Source organism: Robiginitalea rubriflava (genome assembly GCF_052540725.1).
In genome coordinates, this window is record NZ_CP199309.1 from 100872 (window position 1) to 121206 (window position 20335).

Annotated in this window: 14 protein-coding genes; 13 read left to right on the top strand and 1 reads right to left on the bottom strand. The window is 48.1% G+C overall.

Translation table 11 applies throughout. The features are described 5' to 3' along the window. Positions 1–5: 5 nt before the first annotated feature. The 7 genes from ACT6NU_RS00510 to ACT6NU_RS00540 all read left to right on the top strand — a co-directional run bounded on the left by ACT6NU_RS00510 (position 6) and on the right by ACT6NU_RS00540 (position 10063). Positions 6–419, top strand: a complete 414-nt coding sequence (locus ACT6NU_RS00510) for a VOC family protein (protein ID WP_445382500.1) — start codon at positions 6–8, stop codon at positions 417–419. Positions 420–704: 285 nt separating this feature from the next. Continuing rightward, a complete protein-coding gene (locus ACT6NU_RS00515; RefSeq protein WP_445382501.1) occupies positions 705–2489 on the top strand; it encodes an AMP-dependent synthetase/ligase in 1785 nt (594 codons plus the stop codon). 92 nt (positions 2490–2581) lie between these two features. Next, positions 2582–3040: a MarR family winged helix-turn-helix transcriptional regulator gene (locus ACT6NU_RS00520; RefSeq protein ID WP_445382502.1), complete on the top strand. Its 459-nt coding sequence runs from the start codon at positions 2582–2584 to the stop codon at positions 3038–3040. A gap of 9 nt (positions 3041–3049) precedes the next feature. Further along, entirely contained in the window at positions 3050–5455 is a 2406-nt protein-coding gene (locus ACT6NU_RS00525) for a 3-hydroxyacyl-CoA dehydrogenase/enoyl-CoA hydratase family protein (RefSeq protein ID WP_445382503.1), read from the top strand. Between the two features lie 26 nt (positions 5456–5481). Then, on the top strand, positions 5482–6672 hold the full coding sequence (locus ACT6NU_RS00530; RefSeq protein WP_445382504.1) for an acetyl-CoA C-acyltransferase: 1191 nt from the start codon (positions 5482–5484) through the stop codon (positions 6670–6672). A 35-nt stretch (positions 6673–6707) separates the two neighbouring features. Beyond that, entirely contained in the window at positions 6708–8519 is a 1812-nt protein-coding gene (locus ACT6NU_RS00535; protein ID WP_445382505.1) for an acyl-CoA dehydrogenase family protein, read from the top strand. A 110-nt stretch (positions 8520–8629) separates the two neighbouring features. After that, positions 8630–10063, top strand: a complete 1434-nt coding sequence (locus ACT6NU_RS00540) for a pyridoxal phosphate-dependent decarboxylase family protein (protein WP_445382506.1) — start codon at positions 8630–8632, stop codon at positions 10061–10063. Between the two features lie 178 nt (positions 10064–10241). Here the strand turns inward: ACT6NU_RS00540 and ACT6NU_RS00545 are convergent, their stop codons facing one another. Next, positions 10242–12044: a glycoside hydrolase family 15 protein gene (locus tag ACT6NU_RS00545; RefSeq protein WP_445382507.1), complete on the bottom strand. Its 1803-nt coding sequence runs from the start codon at positions 12042–12044 to the stop codon at positions 10242–10244. A gap of 102 nt (positions 12045–12146) precedes the next feature. Here ACT6NU_RS00545 and ACT6NU_RS00550 point away from each other — a divergent pair, with 102 nt between their 5' ends. The 6 genes from ACT6NU_RS00550 (at position 12147) to ACT6NU_RS00575 (ending at position 20321) form a co-directional block, all read left to right on the top strand. Continuing rightward, complete coding sequence (locus tag ACT6NU_RS00550) at positions 12147–14357, top strand: bifunctional alpha,alpha-trehalose-phosphate synthase (UDP-forming)/trehalose-phosphatase (RefSeq protein ID WP_445382508.1); 2211 nt, start codon at positions 12147–12149, stop codon at positions 14355–14357. A gap of 108 nt (positions 14358–14465) precedes the next feature. After that, a complete protein-coding gene (locus ACT6NU_RS00555; RefSeq protein WP_445382509.1) occupies positions 14466–15356 on the top strand; it encodes a hypothetical protein in 891 nt (296 codons plus the stop codon). Positions 15357–15360: 4 nt separating this feature from the next. Continuing rightward, on the top strand, positions 15361–15990 hold the full coding sequence (locus ACT6NU_RS00560; RefSeq protein WP_445382510.1) for a TMEM175 family protein: 630 nt from the start codon (positions 15361–15363) through the stop codon (positions 15988–15990). Beyond that, complete coding sequence (locus tag ACT6NU_RS00565) at positions 15987–17318, top strand: M28 family metallopeptidase (RefSeq protein WP_445382511.1); 1332 nt, start codon at positions 15987–15989, stop codon at positions 17316–17318. Before ACT6NU_RS00560 ends, ACT6NU_RS00565 begins: the two co-directional genes overlap by 4 nt. Before the next feature lie 36 nt (positions 17319–17354). After that, a complete protein-coding gene (locus ACT6NU_RS00570; protein ID WP_445382512.1) occupies positions 17355–18662 on the top strand; it encodes a DUF2268 domain-containing putative Zn-dependent protease in 1308 nt (435 codons plus the stop codon). A gap of 24 nt (positions 18663–18686) precedes the next feature. Beyond that, complete coding sequence (locus tag ACT6NU_RS00575) at positions 18687–20321, top strand: M1 family metallopeptidase (protein WP_445382513.1); 1635 nt, start codon at positions 18687–18689, stop codon at positions 20319–20321. The last annotated feature ends 14 nt before the right edge of the window (positions 20322–20335 follow it).

The window sequence follows — 20335 nt, forward strand, 5'->3', positions numbered from 1 at the left end:
GCGTTATGAAAACACCCTTTTCACTTGAGTTTTTGGATCATGTTGCCCTCAGGGTGAGCAATATGGAGCGCTCGGCCAATTGGTACCAACAGGTACTTGGGCTAACGCGCTATCAGCTTCCCGAATGGGGGGATTTTCCTATTTTTATGTTATACGGAAAAAGCGGTATTGCCCTCTTTCCGGTTAAAGACGCTAACACTTCCAATACACCCGATCTTTCAGGAATTTGTATCGAGCACTTCGCATTTCAGGTGACCCGGGAAAACTACGATAAAGCCCTGGAACACTTCAAGCAACTGGGAATCCGGTTTGAACAGCAGGATCATCACTATTTCCTTTCAGTTTACATTCACGACCCGGATGGACATAAAGTGGAACTGACAACGCTGCTGGGTGAGGCTGATAATTTTTATAAATAAGTTTGCTGAACTGGCCCAGACGCCGCATTTTTGACAGAGGCCTATCTCTCAATCCAAAGAAATATCAGACCTGGGGAATCCCCCCGCCCCCTCAAACAATTTAAAGCGGATAAGTGCAAGTTGCCATCATAAAGCCTATATCCAATTTAGATTTGGGTGTCGGTCCATTGGCTGTCTGAGTATAATTTTGCCATATACGCAAAAATACAGTGCAGATATTGTCAGCCTTCTTTTAAAATACCACTCCCTTTTCTTATTTTGCAATGCACTAAGCAGCTAAACAAAATGCAAGAAGTAAAACGCCTCTTCGAATTCCCTTACTATCAACAAGCCAACTGCGCCCTGGAAAAATCAATGGTAACCAAATACGGAGACCAGTGGAAAGCGGTTTCTACCGCAGAATACCTCAAACAAGCCAATGCCATAAGCAGGGGCCTGTTGCGCCTGGGGGTTCAGGCAAATGATAAAATTGCCCTGATCTCTATGACCAACCGCACCGAATGGAGTATAATGGATACAGGCATCCTTCAGGTTGGGGCCCAGGACGTACCGATCTATCCTACCATTTCAGAAGCCGATTATTCCTATATCCTGAACCATTCGGAAGCGGTCTATTGTTTTGTCTCCTGCCAGGAAGTGCTTGAGAAGGTGGAGGCCATCCGGTCTGAAGTCCCCAGTTTAAAAGAGGTATACAGTTTTGATAAGATTCCTGGCTGTAAGCATTGGAGTGAAGTAAAGGAATTGGGGAAAGACGAGGCCAACCAGAAGGAAGTACAGGCGCGGATGGACGCGGTACGGCCCGAAGACCTGGCGACCCTTATTTACACTTCCGGGACCACCGGAAAGCCAAAAGGGGTTATGTTATCGCATCACAATATCGTATCCAATGTCCTGGCCAGCCAGAAAAGGGTGCCTTTTGATTACGGACACAGCGCTCTAAGTTTTTTGCCGGTTTGTCACATTTTCGAACGGATGATCCTCTACCTGTATCAGTACTGTGGGATCAGTGTTTACTATGCCGAAGGACTGGATAAAATAAGTGATAACCTCAAGGAGGTCAAACCCAATGTAATGACTGTGGTTCCGAGGTTGCTGGAAAAAGTCTATGATAAAATTATCGCCAGGGGAGCAGATCTTAGCGGGATTAAAAAAGCCTTGTTTTTCTGGGCGGTGGAATTGGGTTTGCAATACAAACCATATGGGGCCAACGGCTGGTGGTATGAAAAAAAGCTGGGGCTGGCACGTAAATTGATTTTCAAGAAGTGGCAGGAAGCCCTGGGCGGTAATTTGGAAACCATGGTCTCCGGAAGTGCTGCCCTGCAACAGCGCCTTGCCAGGATATTTGCCGCTGCAGGCATTCCTGTTATGGAGGGGTATGGTCTTACGGAGACCTCGCCTGTTATCTCTGTAAACGACCAGCGGAATCGCGGATGGAAAATTGGCTCTGTAGGAAAGATTATAGAGGATGTTGAAATAAAGATTGCCGAAGACGGGGAAATACTCTGCAAAGGTCCCAATGTGATGATGGGTTATTACAAGGATCCTGAAAGAACAGCCGAGGTACTGAAAAACGGATACTTCCACACCGGAGATATCGGAGAGGTCGATTCGGAAGGCTTTTTGAAGATCACGGATCGCAAGAAGGAGATGTTCAAAACCTCAGGTGGCAAGTATGTGGCCCCGCAACTACTGGAAAACCGTTTTAAACAATCGCGCTTTATAGAACAAATCATGGTTTTGGGAGAAGGCGAAAAAATGCCGGCTGCCCTTATTCAGCCCAATTTTGAATTCCTTAGCGAATGGGCAAAAAGGCATAAAATTGAATTGTCGGGCGGTCAGAAAATTGTCGATCACCCACAGGTTGTAGCCCGTTATCAGGAAGAAGTTGATCTGGCCAACGAACAATTTGCGAAGTGGGAAAAGGTGAAGGCCTTCCGCTTAACCCCCAATATCTGGACGGTAGAGGAAGGTCACCTCACCCCTACCATGAAATTGAAACGCAAAATTATCCTGCAAAAATACGCACCCCTCTACAGCGATATATACGGGCATCCCCCCGAGAAAATATAGTTCTTCACTTAAAAGGCGCTACAACTGATTTTTATAAATTTATTATGCATGCATAATAAATTTTATTATATTTGGGGTGCTTATTACTGCAAATGAAGGATATCACAATAGACTATGCCCTTCGGGCTACCTGGCAGGCCGTAGCCCGCATGTACAATGAAGAGGCAAAAAATTTCGACAGTACCATGGCTGTAGGCTTCACACTATTGAGTATTGACCCGAAAACGGGAACCCCTTCTACTGCCCTGGGGCCAAAGATGGGAATGGAGGCAACCAGCCTCTCCCGTATCCTTAAAAGCATGGAAGAAAAAGGGCTTATCTGCCGCAAACCCAACCCTGAAGACGGACGGGGTGTACTCATTCATCTTACGAATTTCGGGCTAGAAAAACGAAAGGATTCCAAAGACGTGGTACTGCGCTTTAACGAGGTTGTAAAAAGTGAATTGAAGGACGAAGATCTGAAGGGATTCTTTGCAGTTGTGCAAACCATCAATCAATTGATCAGCGAAAAAAAAATCTATCTGAAATCAGACCAATCAAAATCCAAATAGAAGGGATCCATGAAAAAACACATTAAAAAAGTTGCCGTAATTGGTTCAGGGATAATGGGCAGTGGGATTGCCTGTCATTTTGCCAATATAGGAGTGGAGGTATTACTACTGGATATCGTCCCCCGGGAACTGACAGACGCTGAAAAGGCGAAAGGCCTCAGCCTTAAAGACGCTGTAGTACGCAACAGAATAGTAAACAATTCCTTAAATAACGCTCTTAAATCCAGGCCCTCCCCTATTTATCACAAAGATTTTGCTTCCAGGATTCAAACCGGAAACCTGGAGGATGATATCAGTAAGGTTGCCAGTGCAGACTGGATTATTGAGGTTGTTGTGGAACGACTGGATATCAAAAAACAGGTATTTGAAAAACTGGAAGCACATCGCAAGCCGGGAACCCTTATAACCTCGAATACCTCAGGTATCCCGATTCACTTTATGAGTGAAGGGCGGAGTGAAGATTTTCAGCAACATTTCTGCGGAACGCATTTCTTTAATCCGGCCCGTTACCTGAAATTGTTTGAAATCATCCCGGGGCCCAAAACCAAAGAGGAAGTCCTGGATTTCCTCAACGGTTACGGGGAACAATTTTTAGGAAAAACTTCGGTGGTTGCCAAGGATACCCCGGCCTTTATCGGCAACAGGATAGGGATTTTCAGCATTATGAGCCTCTTCCACACGGTTAAGGAAATGGGAATGACCGTAGAAGAAGTAGACAAGCTTACCGGCCCGGTTATCGGACGGCCAAAATCCGCAACCTTCCGTACTGTGGATGTTGTGGGACTGGATACCCTGGTGCATGTAGCCAATGGGATTGCTGAAAACTGCCCGGATGATGAACGTAAAGACCTGTTCAGGCTGCCCGATTTTATCAAGACAATGGCAGATAATAAATGGCTGGGCAGCAAAAGCGGACAGGGATTCTATAAAAAAGTCAAGAACAAGGACGGCTCCAGTGAAATCCTCAGCCTGGATCTCGATACCCTGGAATACCGTTCAAAAAAGCGAGCCCAGTTTGCCACCCTGGAAAATACCAAAACCATCGATACGGTTATTGATCGTTTTAAGGTACTTGTGGCAGGCAAAGACAAGGCAGGCGAATTTTATCGCAATAGTTTCGGAGCTTTATTTGCCTATGTCTCCCACCGTATCCCTGAAATAACGGATGCACTCTATAAAATAGATGATGCGATGAAGGCTGGATTTGGCTGGGAACACGGTCCTTTTCAGATTTGGGATACCATTGGCCTGGAGCAGGGAATTGAGCTGGCAAAAGCCAACGGACAGGAGGTGGCCCCCTGGGTCATGGAAATGAAGGCGGCCGGATCAAAGCAGTTTTATACCGTTAAGGACGGGGCCAGCTGGTATTACGATATCCCTGAAAAAGCACAGCGCAAAATACCAGGGCAGGATGCCTTTATTATCCTTGATAACATCCGGGAATCCAAAGAAGTCTTTAAAAATACCGGAGTGGTAGTGGAAGACCTTGGGGACGGAATTTTAAATGTGGAGTTCCGCTCCAAAATGAATACCATTGGTGCCGATGTCCTGGCGGGCCTGAATAAGGCGGTAGACCTTGCCGAAAAAGACTTTCAGGGCCTTGTTGTCGGAAACCAGGCTGCAAACTTTTCAGTAGGGGCCAATATCGGTATGATCTTTATGATGGCCGTTGAGCAGGAGTATGACGAGCTGAATATGGCTGTAAAATATTTCCAGGATACCATGATGCGCATGAGGTATTCGGCTATCCCGGTAATCGCGGCACCCCATGGCATGTGCCTGGGTGGCGGATGTGAACTGAGCCTGCATGCAGATAAGGTGGTGGCTGCGGCCGAAACCTATATCGGCCTGGTCGAATTCGGTGTTGGGGTAATCCCAGGGGGCGGGGGATCCAAAGAAATGGCCCTGCGCGCTTCGGATACCTTCAGGAAAAACGATGTGGAGCTCAACGTACTACAGGAATATTTCCTCACCATCGGGATGGCGAAAGTTTCCACCTCTGCCTATGAAGCCTTTGATACGGGGATCCTTCAGAAAGGGAAAGATGTTATTGTAGTGAATAAAGACCGGCAAATTGCCACTGCGAAGCAATATGCCCGTATTATGGCTGAAAGTGGTTATTCACAGCCGATACCTAGGAAAGATGTAAAAGTCCTGGGGAAACAAGCCCTGGGAATGTTCCTGGTGGGTACGGATTCCATGGAGGCCGGGCATTATATTTCAGAACACGATAAAAAAATTGCCGACAAGCTCGCCTATGTAATGGCCGGTGGCGACCTTTCCGAAGCCTCCTATGTAAGCGAACAATACCTTCTGGACCTGGAAAGGGAGGCTTTCCTCTCCCTGTGTACCGAACGCAAAACGCTGGAACGTATCCAGCATATGCTTAAAACCGGAAAACCCTTAAGAAACTAATTATAAACAGAGATCCAAAAAAGATCATGAAAACAGCATATATCGTTAAAGCATACCGCACCGCTGTGGGCAAAGCCCCGAGAGGCAAATTCAGGTTCAAGCGACCCGATGAACTGGCAGCTGAAACCATCGCCCATATGATGGGCGAATTACCCGAGCTGGATAAAAAGCGCATAGACGACGTGATTGTAGGGAACGCCATGCCGGAAGCCGAACAGGGCCTGAATATGGCCCGATTGATCTCCCTGATGGGCCTGCAGATCGAAGACGTACCAGGGGTGACCGTTAACCGCTACTGTGCCTCAGGTTTGGAAACTATAGGGATAGCCACCGCAAAGATACAGGCCGGGATGGCAGACTGTATTATCGCGGGAGGGGCCGAAAGCATGAGTTATATTCCCATGGGCGGATATAAGCCCACCCCGGATTATAAAATAGCAAAAGCCGGGCACGAAGACTACTACTGGGGTATGGGGCTCACTGCTGAAGCCGTTGCAGAACAATTTAAGGTAAGCCGAGAAGACCAGGATGCCTTCGCATACGCATCCCACCAAAAAGCTTTGAAAGCACAGGAAGAAGGAAAATTTGATTCCCAGATTGTGCCCATTGAGGTTTCGCATACCTATGTAAATACTGCTGGAAAAAAAACGACAGATTCCTACACTGTATCCAAAGATGAGGGCCCTCGTGCAGACACTTCCCTGGAAGTACTTGCCAAGCTTCGGCCCGTATTTGCAGAGGGAGGTAGTGTAACGGCAGGAAACAGCTCACAGATGAGCGACGGGGCTGCCTTTGTAATGGTTATGAGCGAGGAAATGGTGAAGGAATTGAAACTGGAGCCCATTGCGCGTTTGGTAAATTATGCCGCCGCCGGAGTGGAACCCAGGATCATGGGAATAGGACCGGTTAAGGCCATCCCCAAAGCACTTTCCCAGGCCGGATTAAAGTTGGCAGACATCGGTCTAATCGAATTGAACGAGGCATTTGCCTCCCAGTCCCTGGCAGTGATCCGGGAACTGGGTTTAAACCAGGAAATCGTAAATGTAAACGGAGGAGCAATTGCATTAGGACACCCGCTGGGATGTACCGGTGCCAAACTCTCGGTCCAGCTTTTTGACGAAATGCGCCGGCGAAATATGAAAGGGCAGTATGGTATGGTAACCATGTGCGTAGGCACCGGACAGGGAGCTGCGGGAATATTTGAATTCCTCTCCTGATAAATAATTAAAAAACAGATCAAAATAAAAAAACTATGAGTACCGAAACCAAAGAAAAAGATATCCTGCGCGGGGGGCAGTTTCTTGTAAAAACAACAGACTGCGATGATATTTTCACCCTTGAAGACCTCGATGAGGAACAAAAAATGATGCGGGAGAGCACCATTGAATTCGTAGACCGCGAGCTCTGGGCCCATTGGGAACGATTTGAGAAAAAAGACTACGCCTATACGGAAGCCTGTATGAAAAAGGCGGGGGAACTCGGGCTGTTGAGTATTGCAGTACCCGAAGCCTATGGCGGCATGGGGATGGGTTTTGTCTCCACTATGTTGGTATGTGATTATATTTCCGGTGCCACCGGCTCCTTCAGCACTGCTTTCGGGGCACATACCGGAATTGGCACGCTTCCCATAACCCTTTATGGAACAGAAGAACAAAAACAAAAATACGTGCCTAAACTGGCCAGCGGGGAATGGTTCGGGGCCTATTGCCTTACCGAGCCGGGAGCGGGCTCTGATGCGAATTCCGGAAAAACCAAGGCAGTTCTTTCCGAGGATGGTAAATACTATTCCATTACCGGGCAGAAGATGTGGATTTCAAATGCCGGATTTTGCCAGCTTTTCATTGTTTTCGCAAGGATAGAAGACGATAAGAACATAACGGGCTTTATTGTTGAAAACGATCCGGAGAACGGAATCAGCCTTGGGGATGAAGAAAAGAAACTCGGGATCCACTCCTCCTCTACCCGTCAGGTATTTTTCAACGAAACCAAGGTGCCGGTTGAAAACATGCTTTCCGAGCGTGGAAACGGGTTTAAAATAGCCATGAACGCCCTGAATGTGGGGCGGATAAAACTGGCTGCAGCCTGCCTGGAAGCCCAGCGACGGGTAACAGACGAGGCCGTCCGCTATGCCGGCGAACGGGTTCAGTTTAAAACCCCTATCATCAATTTCGGAGCCATTAAGGCCAAAATCGCCACAATGGCTACCAATGCCTATGTGGGCGAAGCTGCCTGTTACCGGGCTGCAAAGAATATTGAAGACCGTATTGCGCTTCGCGTAGCCGCCGGAAACTCGCACCAGGAAGCCGAATTAAAAGGTGTTGAGGAATACGCCATTGAGTGTTCCATCCTGAAAGTGGCCGTTTCCGAAGATGTGCAGCAAACCACGGACGAAGGAATTCAGATCTTCGGGGGAATGGGCTTTAGCGCCGATACACCTATGGAAAAGGCCTGGAGGGACGCACGCATCGCCAGAATTTATGAGGGGACCAATGAAATCAACCGGATGTTGTCGGTGGGAATGCTGATTAAAAAGGCCATGAAAGGGCACGTGGACATGCTGGGGCCTGCAACGGCCGTGGGAGAAGAGTTAATGGGAATCCCTTCCTTTGACATCCCTGATTTTTCCGGCCTGCTTGCTGAGGAAAAAGACATGATCGCCCGTTTAAAAAAGGTATTTCTGATGGTAGCCGGAAAGGCCGTACAAACCTATGGCCCAGAGCTGGAAAAACACCAGCAACTCCTAATGGCTGCTGCTGATATCCTGATCCAGATCTATATGGCAGAATCAGCAATCCTCAGGGCTGAGAAAAATGCCAAGCGTTTTGGTGCAGAAGCCCAGGCAACGCAGATTGCCATGGCAAGGCTTAACCTATACGAAGCAGTAGATATCGTTATCAGACAAGGAAAAGAAGCCATCGTATCCTTTACCTCCGGGGACGAACAGAAAATGATGCTGATGGGTCTGAAGCGATTCACCAAGTATACGAATCAGCCCAATGTGGCGGCGCTGCGCGAGCAGATTGCCGACAAGGTTGCAGCCGAAGGCGGATACAAGTTTGACTGATGGAACATTAAATGATAAAGTTAAAGCCGCCCCTTTCGGGCGGTTTTTTTCTTCCCGGCCCTGGCGTACCTTTAGCCACAATTCGGCTGATAGTGCCATACCCTTACAAAATGGATCAAAACCTGTTACAAAAAGCTTTCAATCCTGATCATTTTCTGGCCACAGGGAACATGCTGCTGGAACAACTTCATACACATCTGCGACTAACCACAAAGGGGGATGCACCGCAGGTCTTGAAGTGGGAAGATCCGGAACAACAACTCGTGTTCTGGAAAGGATTCATGGCCTCGGGCAATCCGGAACAATTCTTTTCCGAAGTAATTAAACGGACAACCCATACCCACCACCCTCGTTACATGGGGCATCAGGTAGCTGCAACGGCACCGCTTACAGCCCTTAGCGGGATGGTCAGTGCGCTGCTGAACAATGGAATGGCCGTGTATGAAATGGGGATGGCCCCTTCCGCTATTGAACAATGTGTTATTGAAGCACTAGCGGAAAACGTGGGCTTTCCGGAAGCTGCAGGCGGCCTGCTTACCTCTGGAGGTACATTGGCCAATTTGACAGCACTGCTGTCTGCCCGAAAGGCTAAAGCCAGCCATGATGTCTGGAATGAAGGATTACAAAAACCCCTTGCCATCATGGTAAGTGAGGAAGCCCACTACTGTATTGATCGCGCTGCAAAAATTATGGGGCTAGGAAATAAGGGGATAATCAAAATCCCGGTAAATAAGAATTTTGCCCTGGATCCATCCCAGCTGGAACCATACTACAAACAGGCGCAGTCCGAAGGCCTCGAAGTATTTGCAATAGTCGGAAGTGCCCCCTGCACTGCAACCGGGGCTTATGATAACCTGCAGGCGATCGCCAGCTTTGCCAAATCAAAAAACCTGTGGTTCCATGTGGACGGGGCCCACGGAGGGGCCGCTATCTTTTCGGGCAAATACCGTCATTTGCTTCAGGGGATTAAGCAGGCAGATTCCGTGGTTATTGACGGGCATAAAATGATGCTGATGCCCACTATTACCACAGCCCTGGTTTATCGCAATGGGATGCATGCCCTGCACACCTTTAGTCAGAAAGCAGACTACCTGCTAAGCGAGGAGGAAGAAGCGGGCTGGATCAATAGCGGCAAGAAAACCTTTGAATGTACCAAAACCATGATGAGCCTGCATTGGTATTTGTTGTTCAAGGTTTACGGCAAAGCCCTTTTTGACCAGTTCCTTACCCGTCAGTACGACCTTGCCGCGGATTTCTGGCGTATCCTGGAAGATACGGACGATTTTGAAGCTGCAAGCCGCCCCATGTCAAACATTGTGTGCTTCCGGTTTATTCAGCCTGGAACCTCCCATCAGGCTCTGGATCAGTTAAATGCATGCATCAGGGAGGAAAGCCTGAAAGCGGGCCGCTATTATATCGTACAGACCAGGCTTAAAGGAAGGTTATACCTTAGGACCAGCCTGATGAACCCGTTCACGAGCCTCAAAGACCTGAAAGACCTGCTTAGTTACCTGAGGGATTTGGTCAAAAGACAGCAGCGATGAGGAGTATCGGGTCAGGGAACTTTCAAGATAGACAATGGGAACGCAAAATCATGCATAATTCATACTACGCCTTCATTTTCCGGGGGCCCCACCCCCCTTTTTAGAAATCTAATCCCTATCCCTGCAAATTCCTCTCGTTCCAGTAAAAAACATGGAAATCACAACCGGGCTTCTGCCTTTAATTCTGCATAGATTTCAGAATCTGAGCCTCATGGGCTTTTTTGGAAAAATTCACGGCGCACTCTATCAATGCCAGATGGGAGTAGGCCTGAGGGAAATTGCCCAGCAGGCGTTTGGTTTTAAAATCGATATCCTCACTGAAAAGGCCTAGATGGTTACTATAGCCCAATAAGCGGTCAAAGAGCTCCTGGGCGCGGTCTTCCTCCCCTATTTTAAACAGGCTGTTGATAAACCAGAAGGTACAAATGGTAAAAGATGAAGAAGGAAGGCCAAAATCATCTTCATTCTTATAGCGGTATAACAAGCCATCGTTACTCAGTTCCTTTTCAATGGCGTATACGGTACTCACAAATTTGGGGTCTTTAGCCTCTATAAAACCGTAGCTTTCCATCAGCAATACAGAGGCATCCAGGTTTTTGGAACCATAGGACTGGGTAAAGGCCTGAGCCTCCTCATTCCATGCATTCTTATGGATATCTTCGCGTATTTCCTGTTCCAGAAGGTTCCATTTCTCAATCTTACGCTGTTTCCTGAATATTCGTGCAACTTTTATAGCCCTGTCAATGGCCACCCAGCAAAGGACTTTGGAAAAGGTAAAATGACGGTCTTCGGTCCGGAATTCCCAGATGCCTTTATCAGCTTCCCGCCAGTGACGTTGCACAATCCAGACGATCCCCTTGGTAAGGGTCCAGAGCTCTTCCCCGTTCTCGATGTCGTTCTCAAAGCGAACCAGTTGCGCATAGATTACATCCATGAGGATGCCGTAAATATCGTTTTGGCGTTGTTTGTAAGCAGCATTGCCAATCCGCACAGGTTTAGACCCTTTATAACCGGCAAGGTGGTCCAGGGTAGTTTCAGTTAACCGTTTCTCCTTATTTATCCCGTACATGATCTGCAATTTCTCATCCTTGTCAGGGATCAGGTCTACAATAAACCGCAGATAGCGCCTGGCCACATTTTTATGCCCCAGGTCTGAGACCACCTTTACCACCATGGAGGCATCCCTTATCCAGCAGAACCGGTAGTCCCAATTCCGTACCTCTCCTATGGTTTCAGGAAGGGAAGTGGTTGCAGCAGCCAGCACGGCCCCTGACTTGTCATAACTCAGCAGTTTCAGCGTTATGGCAGATCGGTGTATCTGGGCGTTGTATTGTTTATAAACCGGGGTGCGTGCACTCCAGTTTAACCAATAAACCTTGGTTCGCTCCAATTCCAGGTACATTTTCTTGGTAGTGGGCTTAAACAACTTCTCATTATACCCCAGCAGGAAAAAACCATCCTCCAAGAGCTCGATCGGCCTTCCTTCAACCACCGCATTCTTGTTAAAGGAGGTATACAGGAAAACCGTATCGTACTTCTCCCCATGATTCAGGCTTACTACAAAATTGTGCTTTACAAAGGTTTCGGTATGCCCCTGGGCGTATTCCAGGCGCGGGTCATAACGAACCCTGAAAACCGGCTTACCACTAATATGGCGGATGTATCGCACAATTTCGGGCGGGGCCTGATATTGCCTGTCTTCCTTATAGTAGCGGGGCATAAAATCCCGTGTCTCGAAAATATTTTCCCCGTCTGAAAAGCGGGTTATCAAAACGGCTGTGTTCTTTTTATATCGTTGGGTAATAGTATAGGAGTCGTCTGTAAGGATAGCAAAGCTCCCTCCTTTCTCCTGGTCCAGCAATTTGGCAAAAACAGAAGAGGAATCGAACTCAGGCAGACAGCACCAGTCCAGGGAGCCCGTTTTTGAAATCAGGGCCGCCGAACGGCAATTCCCAATAATTCCATAATCCAGATTATCCATAAGCTATATTTTCTTTAAAATTTTCAAATTAATTGGCTTTGCGCCTCAATTTGACGAAATTTAGGCAAAATGAATTCAAAATCCACGAATAAATCCCCTTTCATGAGCAAAACTATCATAATCTCAAACAGACTTCCGGTACAATTACAAATCAGCAATGGGGGGCTAGAGGCCATTCCTAGTGTGGGAGGGCTGGCAACGGGGATGAAATCCGTACATAGGGATGGGGAAAGCCTTTGGATTGGATGGAGCGGCCTAACCGATGAAGAAATTCCGGATGGCCTGGAAGGAGAAATTGACAAGGCGCTGGAAGAACACGGATGTTCCAAGGTACGCCTGACGAAAAAAGAAGTGAACGGTTTCTATTTTGGATTCAGCAACCGGACGGTCTGGCCCCTATTCCATTATTTTATGGAATACTCCGAATTTGAACTCTCAAACTGGGAAATTTACGAAGCGGTAAACCAGAAGTTTGCCAATGCCATCCTGGAGGTGGCCGAAAAGGATGACGTAATATGGGTACACGATTACCAGCTGATGCTGGTTCCCGAAATGGTGCGCAAACAACGGCCCGAAGTATCCATTGGCTTTTTCCTGCATATCCCCTTTCCGTCCTATGAAATATTCAGAACTCTGCCCTGGAGGAGGGAGGTCCTCCGGGGGCTGCTGGGCTCCGACCTTATCGGCTTCCACACCTATGATTACGAAAGGCATTTTTTAAGTTCGGTTCGCCGCCTGCTGGGGCTGGAAGTAAGCTTTAACGAAATCCACCTGGAAGAACGCATCGTAAAGGTAGACTCTTTTCCCATGGGGATCGACTACAAAAAATTCCACCAGGCCGCCCTGAACCACATCAAGTTAAAGGCGGGCGAGGAGTCGGACCTGAAGCGCCGCCTCAATACCCACAAGGCCTCTACCCCTAATGCCAAATTCTTTTTGTCCATAGACCGGCTGGATTACACCAAAGGGATTGCCAAACGCATCAATGCATTCGAATACTTCCTGCAGAAATACCCTGAGTACAAAGAAAAAGTACGCCTGATCATCCTGGCGGTGCCTTCCCGTTCCAAGGTTCCCCAATACCAAAAACTCAAAAAAGAAATTGACGAACTGGTAGGGCGAATTAACGGGGAACTTTCTACCGTAAGCTGGACCCCAATCTGGTATTTCTACCGCTCACTGGGCTTTGACAACCTTATAGACTTATACACCAGTTGTGACATTGCCTGGTTAACCCCTATCCGCGACGGGATGAACCTGGTGGCCAAGGAATATATCGCCACCCGCACAGACCAGAGCGGGGTACTCATCTTAAGTGAAATGGCTGGATCGGCCAATGAAATGAATGAAGCCCTGCTGATCAACCCGAATAATTTTGAGCAGATTGCCGATGCGCTGCACCAGGCCATCAATATGTCCAAAGAAGAACAGATAGCGCGGAACGCGCCCATGCAAAAACGACTGGAGCGCTATAATGTTGAAAAATGGGCCAATGATTTTATGGACTCCCTCAAAGTACAGAGAAACCAGGATTTCAGTTTTGTAGCCAGGCGGCTATCGGTGGACCAGACCAATACCCTGATGAAGGAGTATCAAAATGCCGGAAACCGAATCCTCTTCCTGGATTACGACGGCACCCTGGCAGGTTTTAAAAACGATCCGCAAAAAGCCAGTCCGGATAGCGAGTTACTGGATCTTTTGGATGAACTCCACAAACAGACCCGTACGGATATCTTCCTGATCAGCGGCCGTGACAAGGATACCTTCACCAGGTGGTTTGAAGGAAAACAATATTCCATGATCGTGGAGCACGGAGTGTGGATCGCTGAAAAAGGCGAGCCTTTCCAGCTGCTGGAGAATGTCAAAAATGACTGGATGGCCAAAATCCGACCGGTACTGGAGTCCTTCGTGGATCGTACCCCGGGCTCATTTATTGAGGATAAAAATTACTCCCTGGCCTGGCACTACCGCAGTACAGATCCGGATTTCGGACAGAAAAGGGCTTCTGAGCTCAATACGGTACTGACTTCGCTGATTGCCAATGACGACCTCAGCGTGCTCAATGGCAATAAGGTAGTAGAAATCAAAAGCAGCAATGTAAACAAGGGCCGTGCAGCCTTGCGGATGATCTCCCGGAAGTCTTACGATTTTATTTTCGCCATCGGGGATGACTGGACCGATGAATTTATGTTCCAGGATTTACCCAAGGAGGCCATTACGGTAAAAGTGGGGCGCATGAAGACCCAGGCGCGATACTATGTGGACGGGATTGGGAATGTACGCGAATTGTTAAAGCGTTTTACAAGTGTTTAAATCATTTACAGGGACCGACATTCGATGAAAATTAAATAATTTAAACTCATAATATCTTTTAGATAAACCAGCTTTAAGTAATCAATATCTAATGATTAAGTGACTCTTATGTATAAATTAAGTAACGCCTTCATTTTACAGGTCCTTCAGGGGGTCATCCTCCTAGGTTGTTTGGGGAGTGTACATGCTCAGATGGAATCGGAAATATACCTGGCTGGAATTGAAATCCGGGAGGGGGTAATATCTGTGGGAGAAGCTGTAAATATTTCAAATAATGCAGGCTATGATAACCAGCCCTCCTTTTTAAACAAGGACGTATTGCTGTATTCCCGTACACGAAACGGGCAGACCGATATTGCACGCTACACCATCACTGACAGCCTGCTGAGCTGGGTTAACAATACCCCTGGCGGGAGTGAATACTCCCCATTGAAAATCCCGTACCGCGATGCTGTTTCTGCCGTTCGCCTGGATACGAGCGGGCTTCAGAGGCTCTACAGTTACAAGCTGTCTAACGGGAAGTCAAAACTGCTGCTTAAGGATCAGAAAGTAGGCTACCACCTGTGGTACTCCGAAGACCTGCTGGTCTGTACTGTTTTAACGGGAGAGGGCATGAACCTGGTGGTGGCGAATATGAAAGATCATACCGTCTACACTTTTCAGAAAGGAGTAGGCCGATCCCTGCAGCGAATCCCTGGCTCCGACCGTATCAGTTTTACAGCGGTCGAAAACGGGCAGTTACTTTTAAAATCCATGGACCCGCGATCAGGAGCCACAGACCCGATTATCCAACTACCGGAAGGAAGCCAGGATATATGCTGGTTACCCGACGGGCAGTTGCTTTGCGGGTTCCAGAATATGCTGCTTTCCTACAGGCCCGGGAAAGACATGGAATGGCAACCCCAGCTGGAATTTCCTGAAGCGTGGGGAACCATCAGTCGTATGGCCCTGAGCCCGGCAACCGATAAACTGGCCTTCGTGGTATCTCCAAAAAATTAACCCTATGAAATTTCCGCATAACAGCAACCGATTGGAAGCCTTCAGCGATGGAGTTTTCGCCTTTGCGGCCACGCTGATGGTAGTCTCTCTGGACCTGAACCAGAGTTTTATGACCTTAAGTACAAAAGGTAGCAGCCTGATCACGATTGGCATTAGTTTTTTTGTTCTTGCCGCCCTTTGGGTGGTACATTACAATTATTTCAAAAGAAGCGGCTATGTGGACAATTGGATTATCACCTTCAATACCGTTTTGCTATTTGTAATCCTCTATTATGTATTTCCCATGAAGTCCCTGATCCGCTCCTGGATGGGGCAGGAAGTGATCAATATGCAGGGACTGGCAGACCTGTTTCAATGGTACAGTCTGGGCTTTTTGCTCATTTTCCTCTGTTACGCACTAATGTATTACCGCGCCTACAGGAAAACCCGCTCCGTTTCCAATTCCATTGTCCTGTATTTTTACGCCCGGCACTTTTCGATATATGTGTTTGTTGGCCTGATTTCAGTAGCCCTGTCTGCCTTGAAAATTGGAATAACCTTTGGATTGCCAGGTTTTATATACGTACTTTTAGGGCCCTTGTGTTATGCACATTCCCAATGGTTCGAAAAAAAATTTGATACCCCCGATTTATGAAGAAATTAGTACTCCTTTTCACTGCAATTAACTGCCTCAGTTTATCGGCACAAACCGATGCCCGTATTTACGAAATTATCGAGAAGGTCTCTGCCGATCGCATCGAAAAAGACATTACCACCCTGGTAGGTTTTGGTACCCGGCACACCCTGAGCGATACGCTCTCGGAAAACCGTGGAATTGGAGCGGCCCGACGGTGGATCAAAAAAGAATTTGAGAAAATTTCCGCAGATTGCGGGGGCTGCCTGGAAGTATTCTATCAGAAAAATTTGGTGAAGGCAGCCGAAAACCAGCGTATTCCCAAAGATGTCTGGGTCGTAAATGTGGTAGCTGTTCAACGCGGAACCGATCACCCAAACCGCTATATAATGATGAGCGGGGATATCGATTCCAGAGTAAGTGACCCGAACAATGCCACCGATGATTCCCCCGGGGCCAATGATAACGCCAGTGGGATGGCCGGAACCATAGAGGCAGCGCGGGTGCTGTCCGGTTATACGTTCAAAAACTCCATTGTTTATGTAGGGCTTTCCGGGGAAGAGCAGGGCTTATTCGGCGGAAAAGGTCTGGCCGAATACGCCAAAGAAAATAGCTGGGATATCATCGGTATCCTCAATAACGACATGATCGGAAACATCCGCGGGGTTGACGGGGTTATCAGCAACCGGGATTTCCGGATCTTCTCCGAACCTGTACCGCCCACAGAAACCGAGCGGGAACGCAGAGGGCGCCGCTTTTTCGGCGGGGAAGTGGATGGTATCTCCAGACAACTGGCGCGATATGTACACAAAACCACCCGGACCTATATGCCGGAAATGAACCCCATGCTCATTTACCGCCTGGATCGTTTTGGGCGTGGCGGGCACCACCGGCCCTTTAACGATATGGGATTTGCGGGAGTCCGCATTATGGAAGCACATGAAAACTACACCCAGCAACATCAGGATATCCGCCTTGAAGGGGGCATTCAGTATGGGGATTTGCTGCGTTTTGTCAATTTCGACTATGCGGCAAAACTGACTGCTGTTAATGCAATAAGCCTTGCTTCCCTCGCATGGGCACCGCAGGCACCCGAAGAGGTGGAAATTGGCGGGATTGTGGAACCCTCCGCACGGTTGCGCTGGAAAGCTGTTCCCGGGGCCGTTAAATACAAAGTTTACTGGAGGGACACTACTTCCCCTACCTGGGACCATTTTAAAGTAGTGGAAGAAGGAACTGAAATTACCCTGGATGGCATTGTAATTGATAATTACTTTTTTGGAGTAGCCGCTGTTGGAGCCAATGGACATGAAAGTGAAGTAGTTTTCCCGACCGGAGTCTTTCGTTAATCACAACCCGTTAGGTCAGTATAATTTGAGTTGCCAATGAAAAATCTTCTTTTGTGCGCCCTGTTGTGCCTGGGGCTGGCTTGTGCGGATAAAAAAAACGAGCCCATAGATTATGAGGCCTTGTACCTGCCGGAAATGGAGGAGCTTTTTGAGCGTTATAACAAGCTTGAACGTTCCGGTTCCTATCTTGCCCTTGCGCAGATACTGCAGGATGCCAACCGGGATCTGCAGGCCTCGGAATTGTATGTACAGGCAGCTTATATGTATCAGGAGGGCGGGATGGCTGATTCTGCCGTTTTACAGCTGCATTTGGCCATTGACCACGGCATGTCTAACCCTAAAATACTGGATAAGTTTCCCGGGCAACCCATAGATTTACGAGCGGAAGACTATCCTGAATTGGCGAGCCGCCTGGATTCCATAGCCGGGGCTCTGGGGTCTGTTTCCAATTTTTCACTCGAGACATCGGCCATGAATGCGTTCTGGCCCTATTTTGAAAAAGCCCTGGCAGATACTTCCCAGGCCCGAAAATTGCTTAAGGAATTTATTTTTACAGGACCTCAGGAACTCAGGGATTTTTATGTAGTCCGATATGGCAGTATTGATTTGATGTACGGGCAGATGATCAACGCTGCCCCAAACTATTACCGTTACCTGAAAGCGCAGTTTGATCCGGACAGCCTCGCCCTTGCCAAAGAAAGAGCTGCGGATTGGATGCAGAACTTTAAAGGCATTTATCCGGAAGCCGTCTTTCCAAAAATCTATATCGTACCCGGCATTCTCAATAGTGGAGGCACAGCAACCGAAATGGGAATGTTCATAGGAGGCGACATGTACGGGAGATCCGAAAAAATGCCAGTGGAGGAGCTTACCGAATGGCAGCAAAATGCCATCATGAACTTTAAAGACCTCCCGGGACTAACCATCCACGAGCTCATGCACTTCCAGCAAAATTACGGGGATACCGAAAATGCAGAAAATGTGCTTGGAGCGATCATTCAGGAAGGTGTATGCGATTTCCTGGTGGAAATTGCTTCAGGGGAGCCCCTGCAGCACCCGAACCTAGTCTTCCTTGGCGAACCGGAAAACCATCGCTGGATATTCAGAGAGTTGCGGGCCGATCTACTGCAGGATGACTACTCCAAATGGCTGTATAACGGGGAGAATGTAAATGACAGGCCCCACGACCTGGGTTACACCGTGGGGTACCTCATCAGCAAATCGTATTACCAGCAGCACGCTGATAAAAAAGAAGCCGTATATCAATTGCTAAACACCTCAGATTTTACCGAAATTGTCAGGCAAAGTGCTTATGCATGGCTGCTGCAGCCTGAAATACTATGATTTAAAAACCCCTATTTTTACCCTATGAAGTATATTGTTTTCGCAATCTTTTTTCTCCCAATACTCACAGCAGCCCAATTGCTGCAACCACCTGCGGAAAAATTTACCCGGGCTGATACCCTCAGGGGCAGTATTGGCCCGGAGCGCTCCTGGTGGGACCTTAAATATTACCGGCTGGATATTGCCGTAAATCCGGAGCAAAAATCGATTGGCGGAAGCAATACAGTGGGATATGAAGTAATCAATGCTGGAGAACGGATGCAAATCGATTTGCAGGCCCCCTTGAAAATAGCGTCCGTTTCCCAGAATGGCGAAACCCTTTCCTTTACCAGTGAGGGAAATGCGCATTTTATCAGCCTGAAGGCACCTCAGAAACCGGGTTCCTACCAGGAAGTGCAGATCTTTTATTCCGGACAACCCAAGGTTGCGGTTCGGGCCCCATGGGATGGCGGATTTTCCTGGGAAACAGACAGCAATGGCCTGCCCTTTGCAGCCACTTCCTGCCAGGGGCTGGGCGCCAGCGTATGGTGGCCCAACAAAGACCATATGTACGATGAGCCGGATAGCATGGCCATACGGGTACAAGTCCCCAAACCGCTGGTGAATGTTTCCAATGGCAGGCTTCGGGAAGTGGTGGAAAATGAAAATTCCCGCACCTATGAATGGTTTGTGTCCAATCCGATCAACAACTACGGGGTAAACGTCAATATCGGGGATTATGTGCATTTTGGAGAAACCTACCAGGGGGAAAAGGGTCCGCTGGATCTGGATTACTACGTGTTGCGTGAAAATCTGGAAAAAGCCAAAGAGCAGTTTGAGCAGGTACCCCAAATGATGGAGGCCTTTGAACACTGGTTCGGCCCCTACCCTTTTTATGAAGACAGTTTTAAACTGGTGGAAGTACCTTACCTGGGGATGGAACACCAGAGTTCGGTTACCTACGGCAACGGCTATGAGAACGGGTACAGGGGTTACGACCTCTCCGGGAGCGGCTGGGGCCTGAAATTTGATTTTATCATCATCCACGAGGCCGGCCACGAATGGTTTGCCAATAACATTACCTATCGGGATGCTGCGGATATGTGGATACACGAAGGATTTACAGCCTATTCGGAAAACCTGTACCTGGATTACCACTACGGGCCCAAGGCGGCTTCAGAATACGTTATCGGGACCCGGAAGAATATAAGAAACGACCGCCCTGTAATCGGCCCTTATGGGGTAAATAAGGAAGGGTCCGGGGATATGTACTACAAAGGGGCCAATATGCTGCACACGCTACGGCAACTGCTGGAGGACGATGCACTATGGCGCAGTATCCTCAGGGGGCTCAATGAAACCTTTTATCATCAGACCGTCACTACAGCGCAGATAGAAAACTACCTCTCGGAGCGAACAGGGAAGGACCTCTCGGCTTTCTTTAATCAATACCTGCGCACCACCCTTATTCCCAAGCTGCAATACCGCTGGAAGGGGGCCCAACTGGAATACAGGTATCTGGATATAGTGGAAGACTTCGATATGCCGGTACGCGTCTTTATGGATAAAAAGGAACACTGGCTCTTTCCGGAGGCCGAATGGAAATCTGAAGAAATGGGCGGGCAGCCCGGCAACTTTGAGATAGACCCCAATTTCTACATCGAAACCGAAGAACTTTAGACCATTAAAACCGC

Coding starts and splice junctions, on each gene's coding strand:
- ACT6NU_RS00550 (WP_445382508.1), top strand. CDS start 12,147: ATGAGCAAAACTATCATAATCTCAAACAGACTTCCGGTACAATTACAA.
- ACT6NU_RS00540 (WP_445382506.1), top strand. CDS start 8,630: ATGGATCAAAACCTGTTACAAAAAGCTTTCAATCCTGATCATTTTCTG.
- ACT6NU_RS00510 (WP_445382500.1), top strand. CDS start 6: ATGAAAACACCCTTTTCACTTGAGTTTTTGGATCATGTTGCCCTCAGG.
- ACT6NU_RS00525 (WP_445382503.1), top strand. CDS start 3,050: ATGAAAAAACACATTAAAAAAGTTGCCGTAATTGGTTCAGGGATAATG.
- ACT6NU_RS00520 (WP_445382502.1), top strand. CDS start 2,582: ATGAAGGATATCACAATAGACTATGCCCTTCGGGCTACCTGGCAGGCC.
- ACT6NU_RS00555 (WP_445382509.1), top strand. CDS start 14,466: ATGTATAAATTAAGTAACGCCTTCATTTTACAGGTCCTTCAGGGGGTC.
- ACT6NU_RS00560 (WP_445382510.1), top strand. CDS start 15,361: ATGAAATTTCCGCATAACAGCAACCGATTGGAAGCCTTCAGCGATGGA.
- ACT6NU_RS00530 (WP_445382504.1), top strand. CDS start 5,482: ATGAAAACAGCATATATCGTTAAAGCATACCGCACCGCTGTGGGCAAA.
- ACT6NU_RS00535 (WP_445382505.1), top strand. CDS start 6,708: ATGAGTACCGAAACCAAAGAAAAAGATATCCTGCGCGGGGGGCAGTTT.
- ACT6NU_RS00515 (WP_445382501.1), top strand. CDS start 705: ATGCAAGAAGTAAAACGCCTCTTCGAATTCCCTTACTATCAACAAGCC.
- ACT6NU_RS00565 (WP_445382511.1), top strand. CDS start 15,987: ATGAAGAAATTAGTACTCCTTTTCACTGCAATTAACTGCCTCAGTTTA.
- ACT6NU_RS00575 (WP_445382513.1), top strand. CDS start 18,687: ATGAAGTATATTGTTTTCGCAATCTTTTTTCTCCCAATACTCACAGCA.
- ACT6NU_RS00570 (WP_445382512.1), top strand. CDS start 17,355: ATGAAAAATCTTCTTTTGTGCGCCCTGTTGTGCCTGGGGCTGGCTTGT.
- ACT6NU_RS00545 (WP_445382507.1), bottom strand. CDS start 12,044: ATGGATAATCTGGATTATGGAATTATTGGGAATTGCCGTTCGGCGGCC.